The 16,054-nt window shown below is 62.8% G+C and carries 14 protein-coding genes; 2 read left to right on the forward strand and 12 right to left on the reverse strand.

Going from position 1 to position 16,054, the window contains the following annotated elements; all coding sequences use genetic code 11:
• The first annotated feature begins 50 nt into the window (after positions 1-50).
• Both ydiJ and AU381_RS22110 read left to right on the forward strand, forming a co-directional pair.
• Positions 51-3,092, forward strand: a complete 3,042-nt coding sequence (gene ydiJ, locus AU381_RS22105) for a D-2-hydroxyglutarate dehydrogenase YdiJ (RefSeq protein ID WP_064243861.1) — start codon at positions 51-53, stop codon at positions 3,090-3,092.
• A 68-nt stretch (positions 3,093-3,160) separates the two neighbouring features.
• Positions 3,161-3,886 (forward strand): FadR/GntR family transcriptional regulator, encoded by a 726-nt coding sequence (locus AU381_RS22110; RefSeq protein WP_064243862.1) that lies wholly within the window; start codon positions 3,161-3,163, stop codon positions 3,884-3,886.
• A gap of 127 nt (positions 3,887-4,013) precedes the next feature.
• Here the strand turns inward: AU381_RS22110 and AU381_RS31040 are convergent, their stop codons facing one another.
• The 12 genes from AU381_RS31040 to AU381_RS22160 all read right to left on the reverse strand — a co-directional run bounded on the left by AU381_RS31040 (position 4,014) and on the right by AU381_RS22160 (position 15,971).
• On the reverse strand, positions 4,014-4,109 hold the full coding sequence (locus AU381_RS31040) for a GntR family transcriptional regulator (RefSeq protein WP_082910325.1): 96 nt from the start codon (positions 4,107-4,109) through the stop codon (positions 4,014-4,016).
• Positions 4,110-4,127: 18 nt separating this feature from the next.
• Positions 4,128-4,751 (reverse strand): SDR family oxidoreductase, encoded by a 624-nt coding sequence (locus AU381_RS22115; RefSeq protein WP_082910278.1) that lies wholly within the window; start codon positions 4,749-4,751, stop codon positions 4,128-4,130.
• Between the two features lie 175 nt (positions 4,752-4,926).
• Positions 4,927-5,868: a LysR substrate-binding domain-containing protein gene (locus AU381_RS22120; protein ID WP_064243863.1), complete on the reverse strand. Its 942-nt coding sequence runs from the start codon at positions 5,866-5,868 to the stop codon at positions 4,927-4,929.
• Between the two features lie 62 nt (positions 5,869-5,930).
• Positions 5,931-6,473, reverse strand: coding sequence for an NAD(P)/FAD-dependent oxidoreductase (locus tag AU381_RS31255; protein WP_425288629.1), 543 nt, complete (start codon positions 6,471-6,473; stop codon positions 5,931-5,933).
• Complete coding sequence (locus AU381_RS31260; RefSeq protein ID WP_425288630.1) at positions 6,362-7,135, reverse strand: NAD(P)/FAD-dependent oxidoreductase; 774 nt, start codon at positions 7,133-7,135, stop codon at positions 6,362-6,364. Before AU381_RS31260 ends, AU381_RS31255 begins: the two co-directional genes overlap by 112 nt.
• A complete protein-coding gene (locus AU381_RS22130; protein WP_064243864.1) occupies positions 7,132-7,950 on the reverse strand; it encodes an NAD-dependent epimerase/dehydratase family protein in 819 nt (272 codons plus the stop codon). The genes AU381_RS31260 and AU381_RS22130 overlap by 4 nt, the downstream gene beginning before the upstream one ends.
• Before the next feature lie 13 nt (positions 7,951-7,963).
• Positions 7,964-9,169, reverse strand: a complete 1,206-nt coding sequence (locus AU381_RS22135) for a pyridoxal phosphate-dependent aminotransferase (RefSeq protein WP_064243865.1) — start codon at positions 9,167-9,169, stop codon at positions 7,964-7,966.
• Entirely contained in the window at positions 9,169-10,785 is a 1,617-nt protein-coding gene (locus AU381_RS22140) for a hydantoinase B/oxoprolinase family protein (protein WP_064243866.1), read from the reverse strand. Before AU381_RS22140 ends, AU381_RS22135 begins: the two co-directional genes overlap by 1 nt.
• 3 nt (positions 10,786-10,788) lie before the next feature.
• Positions 10,789-12,861: a hydantoinase/oxoprolinase family protein gene (locus AU381_RS22145; protein ID WP_064243867.1), complete on the reverse strand. Its 2,073-nt coding sequence runs from the start codon at positions 12,859-12,861 to the stop codon at positions 10,789-10,791.
• A complete protein-coding gene (locus tag AU381_RS22150; protein WP_064243868.1) occupies positions 12,858-14,534 on the reverse strand; it encodes a thiamine pyrophosphate-dependent enzyme in 1,677 nt (558 codons plus the stop codon). The genes AU381_RS22145 and AU381_RS22150 overlap by 4 nt, the downstream gene beginning before the upstream one ends.
• A gap of 33 nt (positions 14,535-14,567) precedes the next feature.
• Positions 14,568-15,155 (reverse strand): SDR family NAD(P)-dependent oxidoreductase, encoded by a 588-nt coding sequence (locus AU381_RS22155; protein WP_064243869.1) that lies wholly within the window; start codon positions 15,153-15,155, stop codon positions 14,568-14,570.
• A 231-nt stretch (positions 15,156-15,386) separates the two neighbouring features.
• A complete protein-coding gene (locus AU381_RS22160) occupies positions 15,387-15,971 on the reverse strand; it encodes a winged helix DNA-binding protein (protein WP_064243870.1) in 585 nt (194 codons plus the stop codon).
• Positions 15,972-16,054: the final 83 nt, after the last annotated feature.

The following is a 16,054-nucleotide window of genomic DNA, read 5'->3' on the forward strand; positions in this document are numbered from 1 at the left end:
CATATATGTTAGCACTTGTATTCTAACTTTCGACTGAGTGGTCGTGCGCCATGATTCCACGCCTTACCTCCACCGCCGCGATCGCGCTGCCGGAGCCGGACCTGTTCGGCGCCTTGATCGAGGGCGGCTTTTCCGGTGACGTCGACGGGCGCGCCGGCGGGCGCATCGTGTCGGCGACCGACAATTCGATCTACCAGGTCACGCCGATGGGGATCCTGTTTCCCAGGAATGCGGAGGACCTCTGCATCATCGCCCGGGTCCTGAGCCAGCCCCGCTTTCGGCGGATCGTGATCGCCCCGCGCGGGGGCGGCACCGGCACCAACGGCCAGGCATTGACCCCGGGTGTGGTCGTCGATTGCTCCCGCCACATGAACCGCATCCTCGAGATCGACCCGGTCCGCCGCGTGGCGCGCGTGGAGGCCGGCGTCGTGAAGGACCAGCTCAACCGGGCGCTAGAGGAGCACGGCTTGTTCTTCGCGCCGGAACTTTCGACATCCAATCGTGCCACGATCGGCGGCATGATCTCCACCGACGCCTGCGGCCAGGGTTCCTGCCTCTACGGCAAGACCAGCAACCATGTCCTGGGATTGCGGGTGGTACTGATGGACGGCACCGATATCTGGTCTCGCCCGATGGACGACGCTGCCCTGGACGAAGCCTGCCGGCGCAGCGACCGCCTTGGCGAGGTCTATCGCACCGTGGAGCAGATAACCCGCGAGAAGCGTGAAGAGATCGCGAAGGTCTTTCCCGATCTCAACCGGTACATGACCGGATACGACCTCGCCCATGTGCGGCGCGGCGATGGCAGTTTCGATCTGAACGCCGTCCTCTGCGGTTCCGAAGGCACGTTGGCGATGATCGCCGAGGCGGAGCTGAATCTCCTGCCGATCCCTAAGCGCTCCGCGCTGTTCAATATCCGCTACGACGACTTCAACACCGCACTCGAAGACGCACGCACGCTCACCGCATTGGGTGTCGCCTCGGTCGAAACGGTCGACGAGAAGGTGTTGCGGCTCGCCAGGGGCGACATCGTCTGGGCCGGCATATCGCGCTTCTTTCCCGACGATGCGGGCAGTCCCGCCAACGGTATCAACATCGTCGAGGTGCTCGCCGACGATGCGAACGAACTGGACCGAAAGATTGCAGCCGTGACGCGCGCGCTCGACCATGGAGACATGCGGCACAAGGGTTACACGGTCGCGCGGGAGAATGCCGAGGTGGAGGCGATCTGGTCGATGCGCAAGCGCGCGGTAGGCCTGCTGGGCAATGTCGACGGGCCGGTGAGGCCGCTTGCCTTTGTCGAAGACACCGCCGTGCCGCCGGAAAATCTCGCACCCTATATCCGCGAGTTCCGCGCGCTTCTCGATGCCGAGGGTCTCTCCTATGGGATGTTCGGCCATGTCGATGCCGGCGTCCTGCATGTCCGTCCGGCCCTCGACCTCACCCGGGCCGAGCATCAGGCGATGATCCGCCGCGTCAGCGATGCCGTGGTCAAGCTCACCCGCAAATATTGCGGCGTGCTGTGGGGCGAACATGGCAAGGGCGTGCGTTCCGAATATGTGCCCGAATTCTTCGGCCCGCTCTATCCGGACCTGCAGGCCATCAAGGCCGCCTTCGACCCGGAAAACCGGCTCAATCCCGGCAAGATCGCCACACCGGACGGCACGCCGCTCCTCAAGATCGACGAAGTGCCGTTGCGGGGGGCGTTCGACCGGACGATCGGCGACGACATCCGCAACGCGTTCGACAATGCAGCCTATTGCAACGGCAACGGCGCCTGCTTCGACTTCGACGCCACAAGCCCGATGTGTCCTTCCTACAAGGCCACGCGCGACCGGCGCTACTCCCCCAAGGGGCGCGCGTCGCTGATGCGCGAATGGCTGCGCCTCCTGTCGGCGGCAAGGATCGACCCGCGCAACGAGGCTGCTCGCCAGACGACCGCCAGGAGCATTCTCACCCTGCCGCTCCGCGCCTGGAACACGCTCAATCCGGCCAATCGGGACGATTTCTCCCACGAGGTGCGGGCGGCCATGGACACATGCCTCGCCTGCAAGGCCTGCGCCGGCCAGTGTCCGGTGAAAGTCAGCGTACCCGCGTTTCGTTCGAAGTTTCTGGAGCTTTACCATGGCCGTTATCTTCGGCCGTTCAAGGATCCTGTCGTGGCCACGATCGAGACCATGCTGCCCCTGATGGCGAAGGTCAGGCCATTTTACAATTTTGCTGTCGGCTCGGCGGCCGGGCGATATCTGCTGCACCGGCTCGGCCTGACCGCGCTGCCGGCGATGCCAGCGCTCTCGCTCGAGCGGGAAGCAAAGGCGCTCGGCGTCGAGGTCGCGACGGTGGAACGCATCGCGGCTCTTCCGGCCGAGGCGCGGGCGAGAGCGGTCGTCCTTGTCCCCGACGCCTTCACCGCCCGTTTCGATCCGGGCGTCGCCGTTTCAGCACTGAATCTCGCCTGCAAGCTCGGCCTGACACCCTATCTCGCCGCTCGGCATGACAACGGCAAGGCACTGCATGTTCATGGCTACCTCCGGGCGTTCCGCAGGACGGCGTCCAGGACGGCGGCATATCTCGACCAGCTATCAGGTCTTGGGGTGACGCTCGTCGGTCTCGATCCGTCGATGACACTGACCTTTCGCAGCGAATATGCCGCCTGGCAATGCACACGGACCAAGGCCCGGGTCCTGCTGCCGCAGGAATGGTTGCGGCAGTATCTTTCCCGGATTGATGCTGCGAAACCGGCCGACCGAAAGCGCCTTCTCTTACTCCCGCACTGTACAGAGCGCACCAATGCCGCGGCCAGCCTCGCGGATTGGCGCGCAGTGTTTGATGCCGCGGGCACGGATCTCGAGATCGCCGAGACCGGCTGTTGCGGCATGGCTGGCACATTCGGACACGAAGTTCGAAACCGCGACATGTCTGAAAGGCTTTACGCCATGAGCTGGAAGCGACATGTCGACCGGACAGGCGGGGACCAGGTAGTGATGGCGACCGGCTATTCCTGCCGGTCTCAGGCCAAGGAAATCGACGGCAAGGCGCTGGTTCATCCGATCTCCGTTCTTGAGTCCATCCTCGACAGGACAGAGGATTGAAGGGGAATCGGGCGGCAAGCGCCGGTCTTATCTGATAAGTGACACAGGGAACCTCTGCAGGAAGCGCCATGACCATCATCGCCCCACGCGGCAATCTTGCTCAGATCGTTGTCGGCACTCTGACCGAACGGCTGGATTGCGGCGTCTACCCGCCTGGGGAAAAGATGCCGTCGAGCGCCGAGTTGTGCGAGGAGTTCGGCGTTTCCCGCACGGTCATGCGGGAAGCTCTCGCCTCATTGAAGATCGCGGGGCGCGTCGTGGCGCGGCAGGGATCCGGCGTCTTCGTACTGGAGCGGGACAGTCGCGCCATTCATTTCGATGCCGGCCGGATCGAGGACATCCGGTCGGCGATGGATATCCTGGAACTGCGGCTTGGCGTCGAAATGCAGTCGGTTGCCCTCGCGGCTGCGCGGCGTACGCCGGAAGCGCTTACGGAAATTGCCCGCACGTATGATGCGATGACCGTCCTCGAATCCGACGAGGTCGAATCAGAGGCCAAGGCCGACTTCGCATTTCACATGGCAATCGCGAAGGCAACGCGCAATCCGCATTTCCCGCGCTTGCTCGAGGCACTCATGGGGGAAATAAACTCCGAGCTGCTGATGAAGCTCAGGCAGTCCGGCGGGTCGCGTTCGAATTTCGTGAACAAGATCAAGCGCGAGCATGCGATGATTCTGTCAGCCATAACCCAGCGCGATGAAAAGGGTGCGCAAAGTGCCCTCTACGACCATCTCGCCACCAGTCTTAACCGGTACCGAACCTTGCTAGACGAGGCCAACCGCGAACCGGCCTGAAGCAGCATTCGATGACCGTCCTTGACCGGCAGCACTTGCTCCTCGCGGGCATTTCAATCGAAGCAATGCGCCAATGAGATATTATCTCATTGCAATTCCAGACCACGAATAAACCATCGAGATTTTTTCAATCCCGGCGACCCGCCTCTCGAATGACCGTCCGGCTTACGCCCAGCTCAGCGGCCAATTGATTGAGCGCAGGCAGCCGGTCGCCGGCCGGGATTCCGCTGGAGGGCTGCTGTCAGTCCCTGATGGGATTGCCGCGCATATAGGACGCGTACGGAGCCTGTACCAGCCAACCTGCATCCACCGGCAGCATCACGCCTGTGATCGATGCCGCTTTTTGTGAACACAGGAACCAGGCCGCCTCTGCGATATGCTCCGGTTCGACGAAAGCGCGCAGGGCCGTGGTCGCCTTGATCTCCTCGGGATTGCGCAGGCCCTGGGCGATCTTGTCCCTGAGGCCATCCGACATCGTATATCCCGGCGCGATCCCGTTGACTCGCACCCCGTGGGGGCCGAGCTCGGCGGCAAGCATCTGCGTCAGGGAAAGAACGGCCGCCTTGCCCGCCGTGTAGGCCGGCAATGACAGTGGCGCAAAGCTTGCGAGCGAACCGATGTTGAGGATGGCTCCCCGACCTGCCGCCTTCAGTGCGCGGCCAAAAACCTGGCAGGCGATGAGCGTGCCATTGTAGTTCGTCTCCCATAGGCGACGATGTAGTAGGGCATGGAGAACTGCAGGCCGAGTTCGGTATCGCGCGAGAAGGTCCCACCCGAAGACTTCAAAGTTAAATGAGAGCGCGCTGCCCCGAACTTCGCGGAAACCACACTCGCCCCACCCTTTGACCGTTTGCCTAAAAATCAGGGCCGGTTCTTCTGCGCGGAGCGGACTAGATCAGAGGAAAATCGCGCCTCCTCACTGCGCTACGAGAGTGCAACAGACGACGGATGGGCGAAATCAAGAAAGGGTGCGAGATAGACAAGATTTGCTTTTCGCCGGCGCCGCGCAGCCCAGGAGGCGGGAGGGGCGACGAGACAGATCAGGACCGCGATGTGGACGGCCCGGTCCTTGTGGTAGACGTCCAGTCTTCCCTGCTGATCCAGTCACAGAATGCGGAGATTATCTTCACGCGCTTATGAGAGCGCGGCACGACAAGATAGAACCCCGGGACATCCTTCTCGCTCATCGATTTCAATGCGTCGATGCCGAAAGGCGCCACGAGGCTGCCATCCCTGATATCGGCCATGGCGTCCAATACCGAGACGAGCCCGACGCCGATGCCGGAGATGGCGCCGCGGCGCATGGTGGCGGCGTCGTGGAATTCGATTTCGCTTGCGATCTCCGGCGCTTCCAGCCCCAGATGCTGGAGGACCTTGTACCAGAGGTCGCGCGCCATGACGGGATGCAGCAATGTCAGCCGGGTAAGATCGGCGGGAGAGCTGATCTGCTTTGCGAGATCCGGCGAGCAGCAGATTATCTTGGGATCGCGCATCACGAGCTTGACGTCGTAGTCTTTCCAGTTGCCGAAGCCCCACTGTATGGAAACGTCCACCTCGTCCGCGGCAAAATCCCGAACGCTGATCATGGTGGTGATGCGGATATCCGCCCCCGGCATCAGTTGACGGAACTTCTCCAGCCGTTCCATGAGGTAGCGGGTGGCGAAGTAGGGGCTGACATTGATGTTGATGCGATTGCGATAGGTGGAATTCGTGACCCGCCGGATTCCCTCGGTGAATTCGTCGAAGCCCGCCTCGATGAAATGCGAGAGGACTATCGCCTGTTCCGTCGGCTCGATCACCCGCGCCTTGCGCTCGAACAGCGGCACGTGGAGGATGTCCTCGAGCAACTTGATCTGCTGGCTCACGGCCTGAGGCGTGACAAGCAACTCGTCCGCTGCGCTTCGGAAGCTACCCTGGCGCATGACTGCCCAAAACGCTCGAAGTGCGTTCAACGGCGGAAGCCGGGTGTGCTGTCCGGACAAGCTGCTCTCCAACTACGATTTCGCATGCCGTGGACCACCTGCGAGAGGTGGGCCATAGCCGGTTATATCACAGCCTTCTCGATGAAAGGACGGTTCTCGACGATCCGCTCATAACCCACTTCCCTGAGATCGAGCGACCGATACTCGTCGTAGATGATCAGTTCGGAGACGCCGCGTCCGGCGGCCGGCCCCTGCTGGAGCCCGTGGCCGGAAAATCCGTTGGCAAAGACGAAATTCCTCACTTCGGGATGACGCCCGACGACCAGGTTGTGGTCGAGCCTGTTGAAGTCGTAGTGACCGGCCCATTGATTGATCACCTTGACGGCCTCGAAACTAGCCGACCGTTCTGCGAGTGTCGGCCAGATGATATCCTCGAACTCTTCGTAACGGGGCTCGAAATCGTCCCAGTCGACCGCCGGATCCTCGACCGGAGCGCAACCGGTCAGGAAGAAGCGGCCCTCCGGGCGGCAGAAAACGCCCGTCGGGTCGATCATCAGCGGCAATCGGCCGTGATTGACGTTCGCCGTGCCTTCGGGAGACTTCGCGCAGTCGATGACGAACAGGGTGCGCTTCCGCGGTTCGACCGGAACGTCGAGACCGGCCATGCGGCGGTGAGCGCCGCACGCGGTCCCGAGCAGTTGACGATCGTGCCCGCCCTGACCTTCTGTCCCGACTTCAGCGTCACCGAGTTCACCCTGTCACCCGCGCGACCGATGCCGACGACTTCGTCGGTGACATATTCCACACCGAGCGACCGCGCCTTGTTCTTGAAACCGTACATCAGGCCGGTGTTGTTGAACCAGCCTTCGCCTGAGCGTCCGTAGGATGCAAGCTCGATGTCGCCGACATTGAGGTGCGGGAAGGCGTCGGCAAGTTCGGCACGGCTCCAAAGCACGACATCGGCGCCACAGGAAATCTGCGCGTCATGGTTTTCCTTGAGGATCTGCGCCTGTTCCTGTGTGTTGGCCAGGAACAGATAGCCGCCGGAATGAAAGGCAAGATCAGGCTTGTCGTCGCCGACCTGCATCAGATCGCCGAAATTGCGGATGACGTCGGACCCGTATTGGCTGATCTTCACGTTGATCGGATTGGAGAACTGTGTCCGGATCGAGGAGGACGACAGGGACGTCGACGCCTTCAGATAGGTCGGATCCCTCTCGACCACCAGGACCGAGCCAGTGAAGTCCGGGTTGGCGCTGAGATAGTAGGCAACGGCGGAGCCGATTACGGCGCCGCCGACGATTATCACGTCATAGCTTTCTTTCATTTCGATGCCTCGTCGTCGGGATGGCCGATATCGACGAACCACCCACCCAGGTAAAACGCAGCTGGAGCCTTCGGGTCGAGCGGGGGCTTCTGCGCTTCGACCGCGGCGCGGAAACGCTCGGTATTGTCCTGCGGCAGGTAGCCGAGATGACCCGCCTTCGAATTGTCGACGGGCTTCAGGCTGTTGTCGGACATTCCGAAGCTGATCGTATGGCCGACGCGCGGCGCGGTCAGGCTCGCGGTCACCAGGCGAACACAATCGTCGAAGGAAAGCCAGGACCACAGCATGCGGCGGTCCGCTGGCTCGGGGAACGAGGAGAAGATGCGCAGGCACACGCTCTCGAGCCCGAACTTGTCCCAGTAGAACCGGCTCAGCGACTCGACGAAGCACTTCGAGACGCCATAGAGGCTGTCCGGCCGAACCGGCGCGTCCGTATCGATATGCGCCTCGAGCGTATGGTAGCCGATCGCATGGACCGATGACGCATAGACGACGCGTCTCGCGCCGTTCTTCCGCGCTCCCTCGTAGATATTGTACGAACCGCGAATATTGGAGTCGAGGATCGTTTCCCAGGCGGTTTCGAGCGGCGCGCCACCGAAATGAACGATCGCATCGACGCCTTGCGTGGCCTTCAACACGGCATCGGCGTCGGCGAGGTCGAACACCATGGCCTCTTCGTTCGGCTGCAGGTCCCGGACTTCGGTTCGATCGGCGAGGCGCAATCTGTTCGCCAGGGGAGCGAGGCCCCGGCGAAGTTCGGTTCCAAGACGCCCGGCGGCGCCGGTGATCAGAAGGGTATCGTAAGGTTTTGTCATTCTTGAGTTCCCATCAGGGCCTGAGTTCTGCGACGGCGACCCCTATGCGCTTCACCGCCTCGGCCAGCGCGTCTTCGGACGTGGCGGTCGATATGCGGAAGAACGGGGAAAGACCGTAGGCAGTGCCGGGAACAGCGGCTACATGACCGACCTCAAGAAGATACTTCGCCACAGCCACGTCATCCTCGAGGGTCTGACCTGAAGGCGTTTTCGCACCGATAAGCGCAGCACAGCCGATATAGGCGTAAAACGCGCCCTCCGGCGGATCGAGTGTCAGCGCGTCGATCCTGGCGATGCCCTCGACGACGAGATTGCGCCGGCGCTCGAAAGCGGCGCAGAATTTCGACACATCCTCCTGAGGTCCCTCCAGCGCCGCGCGCGCGGCGATCTGTGCCGGCGCGGATACGGACGTGCAGGATTGGCTCTGGATGGTTCCCATCGCCTTGATGAGGTCCTTCGGGCCCGCCGCATAGCCGACGCGCCAGCCGGTCATCGCATAGGCCTTCGACATGCCGTTGACGATCAGCGTCCGGTCGCGCAGGTCCGGGCAGGCGGTGCCGAAGGACACAAACTTGCGGCCATCGAATATGATGTGCTCGTAGATCTCGTCGGAGAGGATCATGACGCCGGGATGCTTCGCGAGCACCGCGCCCAGTGCCTTGAGCTGCGCTTCGCTGTAGACCGCACCGGAGGGATTGCCAGGCATGTTCAGGAACAGCCAGCGGGTCTTTTCGGTGATTGCGTTTTCCAGAACTTCCGGCGTGAGCCTGAAACCCGCTGCCGCGGGGCAGGCCGGGGTCACGGGAACACCGTCGAAGAGCTTCACCATTTCCGGATAGGAGACGAAGTAGGGCGCGGGAAGAATGACTTCGTCACCCGCCTCGACAGTCGCCATCAGGGCGTTGAAGATGATCTGCTTGGCGCCGTTCGCCACGGCGATCTCATCGATTGCGTAGTCGAGTCCGTTTTCGCGCTTGAACTTGCCGGCAATGGACTTCCTGAGGTCCGGAGTCCCGAGGGATGCCGTGTAGAGCATTCGCTCGCAGCGCGCGGCCTCGAATGCCGCTTCGGTTATATGCGCGGGAGCCGGAAAGTCCGGCTCTCCGAGGCCGAGGTCGATGACATCGACACCTGTTGCCGCCAGATCCTTGGCAGCCTGCGACACGGCCATGGATGCCGATGGCTTGACCGCCGAAAGCCGGCTTGCGATATGGCTCATCACTTCTTCTCCGTCATGTATCCCTTGGACAGATCCTCGGCCCTGGCTTCGGCCGAACGCTCGGCAGGATTGCCGAAGCCGCCGCCGCCCGGCAGTTCCAGCACCAGGCGGCGACCGCTCGGTACATGTTGCCAGCCCTTGGGCCTGAGCTTCGTGCCGTCGTCCAGCCTGGCTGAACCCGGCGCGCCGTTCTCTCCGCCGTTCCGGCCACGCGCCGGCGTCGAAATGCGATCGAACATTGCCGAGAAGTCGAACTCGTGGCCATCGGCGGGGGCGATTTCGATGATCTGCCCGAGACCGCCGCGATACTTGCCCGCGCCGCCGGAATCGGGCCTGAGTTCCTTGCGCCAGACAACGATCGGGCCGGTCTGCTCGGTTGCCTCGATCGGCATGGTGTGAACGCCGGAGGGAAAGGCCGTGGACGACAGCCCGTCGAGGCCGGGACGCGCACCCATGCCGCCGGAGTTGAACATCAGCACCTCGGCACGCCGGCCCGTCTGTCCGGCGACGGGGCGCGCGGAAATGTGAATGTTCCACAATGCGGCCGCCCCTTCGGCGAGAATCTGCCCGGGAAGCGCCTGGGCAAGCGCGCCCAGGACAAGGTCGGGCACCATATGGCCGATGACGTGTCTCACGGAAACCGGAGCCGGACGCTCCGCGTTCAGGATATTGGTCGGCGAAGAGACGTTGAATGCAGCCAACGATGCGGCATTGTTGGGAATGTCAGGCGCGACGACACATTTCAGCGCATAGGACGCATAGGCCTTGGTGTAGATCAGCGGGACATTGATGCCCCAGCGGCTCATTGGGGCGGTGCCGGAGAAATCGACATTGATGCCGGTGTCCGTGATGGTGACTTTCGCGGCGAGCCTGATCTGCTCGTCATAGCCGTCGGTCAGCATCTCGTTCGACCAGGCACCCTTGGGCAGGCCTGCGATGCGTTCCGCCGTCGCGGCGCGGGTGCGCGACAGGATGAAGTCGCCGAGCGTGTCGAGATTGTCGTAGCCGACTTCTTCGAGCATCTCGAGCAGCCGCTTGTGACCGACGTCGTTGCAGGCGGCGAGCGAGAAGAAGTCGCCGATCACCTGGTTGGGTTCGCGTACGTTGAGGCGCAGGACCTTCAGGAGATCCTTGTTGACGACGCCGCGTTCGGCAAACTTCATGATCGGGATCTGAATCCCCTCTTCATAGACCGACTTGCCGTCTGCGCCGAAGCCGCGGCCGCCGACATCGACAACGTGCGCCGTGCAGGCGAAGAAGCCGATCAGTTCGTCACCCCTGAACGACGGCGAGACCATCGTGATGTCGTGCAGGTGACCCGTGCCCTTCCAGGGATCGTTGGTCACATAAGTGTCGCCCGGATACATTTCTTCGCGAGGAATCTCGTTGATGAAATGCAGTACGGCCTCGGCCATCGTGTTGACGTGACCGGGCGTTCCGGTCACGGCCTGCGCGAGCATTTCTCCCGTGGCATTGTAGACCCCCGCCGACAGGTCGCCTGCTTCACGCACCGAGGTCGAGAATGCTGTCCGCAGGAGGGTCAGCGCCTGTTCCTCGACAACCGAGATCAGGCGGTTCCACATGACCTGCATACGGATTTCATTGATGTCGCTCATGGATCAGCGCCCTTTCCGGACAAGTAGGATTGTGCCGTCCGCCTGGATGACGGCGTCAAAGGGCGACGTGACGACGGTCGAGGTTTCCCGCTCGGCGATCACGGCAGGACCGGCAACGCGGGCGCCCGGCTGCAGCGTGTGGCGCGGCACGATGGCGGTCTTCATTTCGGCGCCGAAAGCCGGATCGAACACGGTGCGCGTCGAGGGAACGTCCCCTGGAGATCCTTCCGTTTCCAGCGAGAAGGTCTCGCCTTCGGGCCGGACATCCTGCGCCTTTACCGACCAGGTGACGAACTGGATTTCCGGGCCTTCGACGGCGCGGCCGAAAAACTGCGCGTAGCGGGTCTTGAACGCTTCCTCGATCATCCCGCGGTCCGCGGTCGTGAACTCACGATCCGGCAGCGGGACCGGGATTTCCCAGCCCTGGCCCGCATAGCGCATGAAGGCGGTCACTTCGCGAAGGATCTCGCCGTCCGTACCGGCGCGGACAAAGCCTTCTGCCGTAGTCTTGAGGTCGTCGAGCATGGTGTTGATCGCGCAGACGTCGAATTCCGACAGCCCGATGATCTTGGTGGCGAGTGCCTCGTAGCCGAAGGGCGCTTTCAGGAAGCCGATGGCCGACCCGACCCCAGCTCCCTGCGGGATCAGGCACTGGTCCACGTTGAGCTTCTCGCACAGGCGCGCCGCATGCAGCGGCGCGGCACCGCCAAAGGCGATCATGATGTTGTCGGAAATGTTCTTGCCATTTTCGACCGCATGCACGCGGGCGGCATTGGCCATGTTCTCGTCGACCACCTCGACGATGCCGAAGGCGGCAGCCTGCGGGGCGAGCCTGAGCTTCTCGCCCACGTCCCGCCCGATCGCCGCGACGGCGTTTTCCACGGAAAGCTTGATCTTGCCGCCGGCGAAATTGTCGGGGTCGAGCTTGCCGAGCACGAGATCCGCATCCGTGATGGCCGGACGCGTTCCCCCGCGCTGGTAGCAGGCGGGGCCCGGCTCGGAAGCCGCCGACTCCGGTCCCGCCTGGATGCGGCCCATGGCATCCACCCAGGCGATGGAACCGCCGCCGGCGCCGATTTCGATCATCTCGATCACCGGAATGGAGATCGGCATGCCCGAGCCCTTGCAGAAGCGATAGGTGCGCGCCACCTCGAAGGTGCGCGCCGTGTGCGGCTGATAGTCCTCGATCAGGCAGATCTTGGCGGTCGTGCCGCCCATGTCATAGGACACGACGCGGTCGAGGCCGAAACGCCGCGCGATATCGGCTGCGAAGATCGCGCCGCCTGCCGGCCCGGATTCGACGAGACGCACCGGGAACTCCGAAGCCGTCTCGACGGATATGAGGCCGCCGCCCGAATGAATCATGAAGACGGGGCATCCGGCACCCATCTCCTTCAACCTGACCTGCAGGCGCGAAAGGTAATCGGCCATCTGGGGGCGTACATAGGCGTTGGCGCAGACCGTGTTGAAGCGCTCGAATTCCCGCATCTGCGGGGAAACCTCAGACGAGATCGAGATCGGGATGGAGAGCTTCCGCGACAGGATTTCGCGAGCGCGCTCCTCATGTGCCGGGTTCATGTAGGAATGGATGAAGCCGATCGCCACCGCGCCGAAACCGCGTTCGGCGATGACATCCGCCAGGGCTTCCAGCGCCGCTTCGTCAAGTGGCTGAAGCTCCCTGCCCTGCGCGTCGATGCGGCCCTTGACCGGGAAGCGATCCTCGCGCGGGATGAGTAGCGTCGGCAGCACGAGACTCAGGTCGTACTGCTCGAAGCGGTTCTCCGTGCGCATCTCGATGACGTCGCGGAAGCCTTCGGTGGTGACGAGCGCCGTCCTCGCGCCACGGCGCTCGATCAGGGCGTTGGTTGCCAGCGTCGTTCCGTGGATGACGATGGCGATGTCCTTCGGCGCTATGCCCGCATCCCTGCAGACAATCTCGATACCATCGAGGATTGCCTGTTCCGGAGCGGAATAGTTCGTCAGCACCTTGGTCGAGAACAAGGTCCCCCTCACGTCGAGCGCGATGTCGGTGAAGGTGCCGCCGATATCGGCCCCAAGGCGAATGTCTTGTGTCATGCTGTTTCCTTTGCAGAAAGCGCGGCCTCTCGCATCTGGCTCAGCGTCTGGCGTGGGGTGAGAGCCTCGGGCGAGATGTCCAGATCGAGCAGTGCCCCTGTCCTGGAAGCGCGAGCGCGCTCGAAAGCGGCGGGGAAATCGGCCGTTGAGCCAACCCGCTCCGCGTGAAAGCCGTATGACTTTGCAAGAGCCACAAAATCCGGGTTGATCATCGTCGTGCCGGAGACGCGTGCGGGATAGTGACGCTCCTGGTGCGCGCGGATCGTCCCGTAGATGCCGTTGTTGAGCAGCAGGATGATCGGCTGCGCATCGTGCTGGAGCGCGGTTGCCAGTTCCTGGCAGTTCATCTGGAAGTCGCCGTCGCCGGCAAAACAGACCACGGTGCGCTCGGGATGGGCGACCTTGGCGGCCACCGCGGCCGGAACGCCATAGCCCATCGCGCCCGATTGCGGGGCGAGAAGGCGCGCCTTGGGGCCGAACCTGAAGAACTTGTTCGGCCAGACCGTGAAGTTGCCAGCGCCATTGGTGAGGATCACGTCATCCGGCAAAATGTCGTTCAGGAGGGCCGTGACCTTGCCCATATCGACCGGCGAAGGCAGGTCGGGGAGATCGAAACCCTTTTCATAGGCAAGCCGTCCCTCGGCGCGCCATTCCGCCCATCCGCCCTTGACCGGTTCGAGAGCGCCCAGCGCTTCTGCGAAGGCGTTCGGGCCTGCATGAATGCCGAGCGCCGGTCGATAGACCTTGCCGATCTCCAGGTCCGAACCGTGGACATGAACGATCTGCTGGCGAGGCTGGGGCACCTGGAACAGAGTGTAGCCGTCCGTGGAATTCTCCCCGAAGCGGTTGTTGATCGCGAGGACGACATCGGCGGCGCGCAGCAGTTCCTTGACCGAGGCAACCATGCCGACGCCGGCCTCGCCACAGTAGGTCGACGAGGCGTTGTCGTACTGGTCCTGGTAACGGAAGACGGAGACGACAGGAATGTCGGAGGCCTCGGCAAAGCGCTGGACCGCAGCCATGGAGCCCTCGGACCAGTTGCATCCGCCGTACATGATGACCGGCCGCGTGGCGCCGGCCAGCATCTCCCGCAGGCGTTGCATGGCCGAAGCAGACGGCGCGGGCTCGGAGAGTTCGATTGGACCGGCAAGAGGCTCGGCCCCGGTGAGACACGTCAGCATGTCCTCGGGCAGCGCGATCACGACGGGGCCGGGACGGCCCGAAACGGCCATGGTCCAGGCGCGTGACATGATTTCCGGAATTCGATCGACGTCGTCGATCTCGACGGCCCATTTGGCCATGGTGCCGAAAACCGCCTTGTAATCCACTTCCTGAAAGGCTTCGCGCCCTTTCATGTCGGTGCCGACCTGGCCGACGAAGAGCAGCATCGGCGCAGAATCCTGCATGGCCGTATGGACGCCGATGGAGGCATTGGTGGCTCCCGGGCCGCGCGTGACGAAGCAGATCCCGGGCAGGCCGGTCAGCTTGCCGTAGGCGGCGGCCATGAATGCCGCTCCGCCCTCGTTGCGGCAAAGGATGTAGTCGAGACGACCAGCGGTGTCGTGCAGCGCGTCGAGCACCGCCAGATAGCTTTCGCCGGGCACGCCAAAACTCTTCGTCGCACCAAGCGCCAAGAGGCATTCGACGAGAAGCTGCCCTCCATTACGTTGCATCGTTGTGTTCCTGTCTATCGCGAGTTCGAATGGTCACGGTTTGGGCACGGGCTGGAATCCCGATCCCGACAAAAGTGAAAGCGCTTCTTCGCCCAACTGCTGGGACGTGTGATTTTCAAAGGCAAGGTAGTGAACCGAGACACCGGTGTTCGAAATCTCGCTCCGGAGCGCGTGCGCAAGGCCATTGACGGCCGATGCGACGGTTCTCTCAATCAGGCTTGCCGCTCCGGATTCCTCAGGCGAAACCATGAGAAGCGCGCCTTGCCGACGCGCAATCATCGAAGGCAAAACGGCCCGCGTCAGGTGGATCGTCGCGGAAAGGTTAACCTCCAGGGCCATGTCGATGTCCGCTTCCGAAAGATTGAGGAAGCGCGCTTTGTCGGGCCATCGAAGCGCGGAGTGAACAAGCACATCCGGTTCCATGCCTTCAACGACGAAGCGCACATAGTCGCGGTCGGTCAAATCCATCGCCATCGGAACGATGCCATGATTGGCACGCATTTCCTCAAGCACGACTCGATCACGCCCGAGAGCATGCACCTCCCATCCCGCGTCAGCGAGCGTGGCCGCGATCACGCGCCCGGGGGCCCGCGTCGCCCCCGTAACAAGTGCTTTGGTCATCACACGAACTCCCATGAGGCGACTGAAGAATGACAACAGGCATCGCCGGGAGAAATCAAGAAATTGCGCCGTTCGGCAAGTTCTGCTTGTCCCTCTGCTCATGCCTTGGCTTTCAACGAAAATTGTTCCATTTCCCTCCGGCGTGTTTGTTGAGGTCTTCGGGACGACCAGCAGATGCGCCGCCGAGGTGGCCGGCAGGCCGGATGGGGGGCTGATTGCCGCGCTCTTGTCCTACAGCGTCGTCGCGGCGCGCGCCGATTGCTCGTAGGCGCCGGAGAGGAAGCGCAGCACGGCGGCGATTTCCGAGAGGGTTTCTTCCGAGGGGCGGGCCTTGGCGGTCGAGGCGACCAGCAGGCGCTCGCGGATCTGCGCGTAGCGTCCGCAGGCTTCGGCGCCCTTCGGGGTGATGCGGACGGTCTTTTCCTTGCCCTGTCTGCCGGTCGTCACCAGGCCGGCCGCCTCGAGCTTGCGGATCGCATAGGCCGCGACATGCGTGTCCTCGATGTCGAGAACGAGGCAGATGTCGGAAAGCTTCTTTCCACGGTCACGGTGACGGATGGTGTGCAGGATCATGATTTCCATCGGCGAGAGGCCGGGAATGCCGGCGGCCGCCATGCAACGCGCCATCCAGCGGTGGAAGGCGTGCGAAGCGAGGATCAGGCCGTATTCCACTTCGGAAAGCCCCGGCGAGCCGCCTTCGGCAAGGTGAGCCGACGAAACGATCGGGCCGATGGCGGAGACCGGCTTCAGATGGTCGGGCAGTCCGGTCTCGGCCCAGTCCCGCTTTTCGTGGTCTTGCTCCCGCTTCCTGCTCATCGGCACACTCCTGACCTGCTCGACGACAACATTTTATCGACAAATTGTCAATAAAATGCTCTTATCGGCTCGTGCGGAAAGTT

Source organism: Sinorhizobium glycinis, from assembly GCF_001651865.1.
GTDB lineage: Bacteria > Pseudomonadota > Alphaproteobacteria > Rhizobiales > Rhizobiaceae > Sinorhizobium > Sinorhizobium glycinis.

Coding starts and splice junctions, on each gene's coding strand:
- ydiJ (WP_064243861.1), top strand. CDS start 51: ATGATTCCACGCCTTACCTCCACCGCCGCGATCGCGCTGCCGGAGCCG.
- AU381_RS22110 (WP_064243862.1), top strand. CDS start 3,161: ATGACCATCATCGCCCCACGCGGCAATCTTGCTCAGATCGTTGTCGGC.
- AU381_RS31255 (WP_425288629.1), bottom strand. CDS start 6,473: ATGGCCGGTCTCGACGTTCCGGTCGAACCGCGGAAGCGCACCCTGTTC.
- AU381_RS31260 (WP_425288630.1), bottom strand. CDS start 7,135: ATGAAAGAAAGCTATGACGTGATAATCGTCGGCGGCGCCGTAATCGGC.
- AU381_RS22130 (WP_064243864.1), bottom strand. CDS start 7,950: ATGACAAAACCTTACGATACCCTTCTGATCACCGGCGCCGCCGGGCGT.
- AU381_RS22135 (WP_064243865.1), bottom strand. CDS start 9,169: ATGAGCCATATCGCAAGCCGGCTTTCGGCGGTCAAGCCATCGGCATCC.
- AU381_RS22140 (WP_064243866.1), bottom strand. CDS start 10,785: ATGAGCGACATCAATGAAATCCGTATGCAGGTCATGTGGAACCGCCTG.
- AU381_RS22145 (WP_064243867.1), bottom strand. CDS start 12,861: ATGACACAAGACATTCGCCTTGGGGCCGATATCGGCGGCACCTTCACC.
- AU381_RS22150 (WP_064243868.1), bottom strand. CDS start 14,534: ATGCAACGTAATGGAGGGCAGCTTCTCGTCGAATGCCTCTTGGCGCTT.
- AU381_RS22155 (WP_064243869.1), bottom strand. CDS start 15,155: ATGACCAAAGCACTTGTTACGGGGGCGACGCGGGCCCCCGGGCGCGTG.
- AU381_RS22160 (WP_064243870.1), bottom strand. CDS start 15,971: ATGAGCAGGAAGCGGGAGCAAGACCACGAAAAGCGGGACTGGGCCGAG.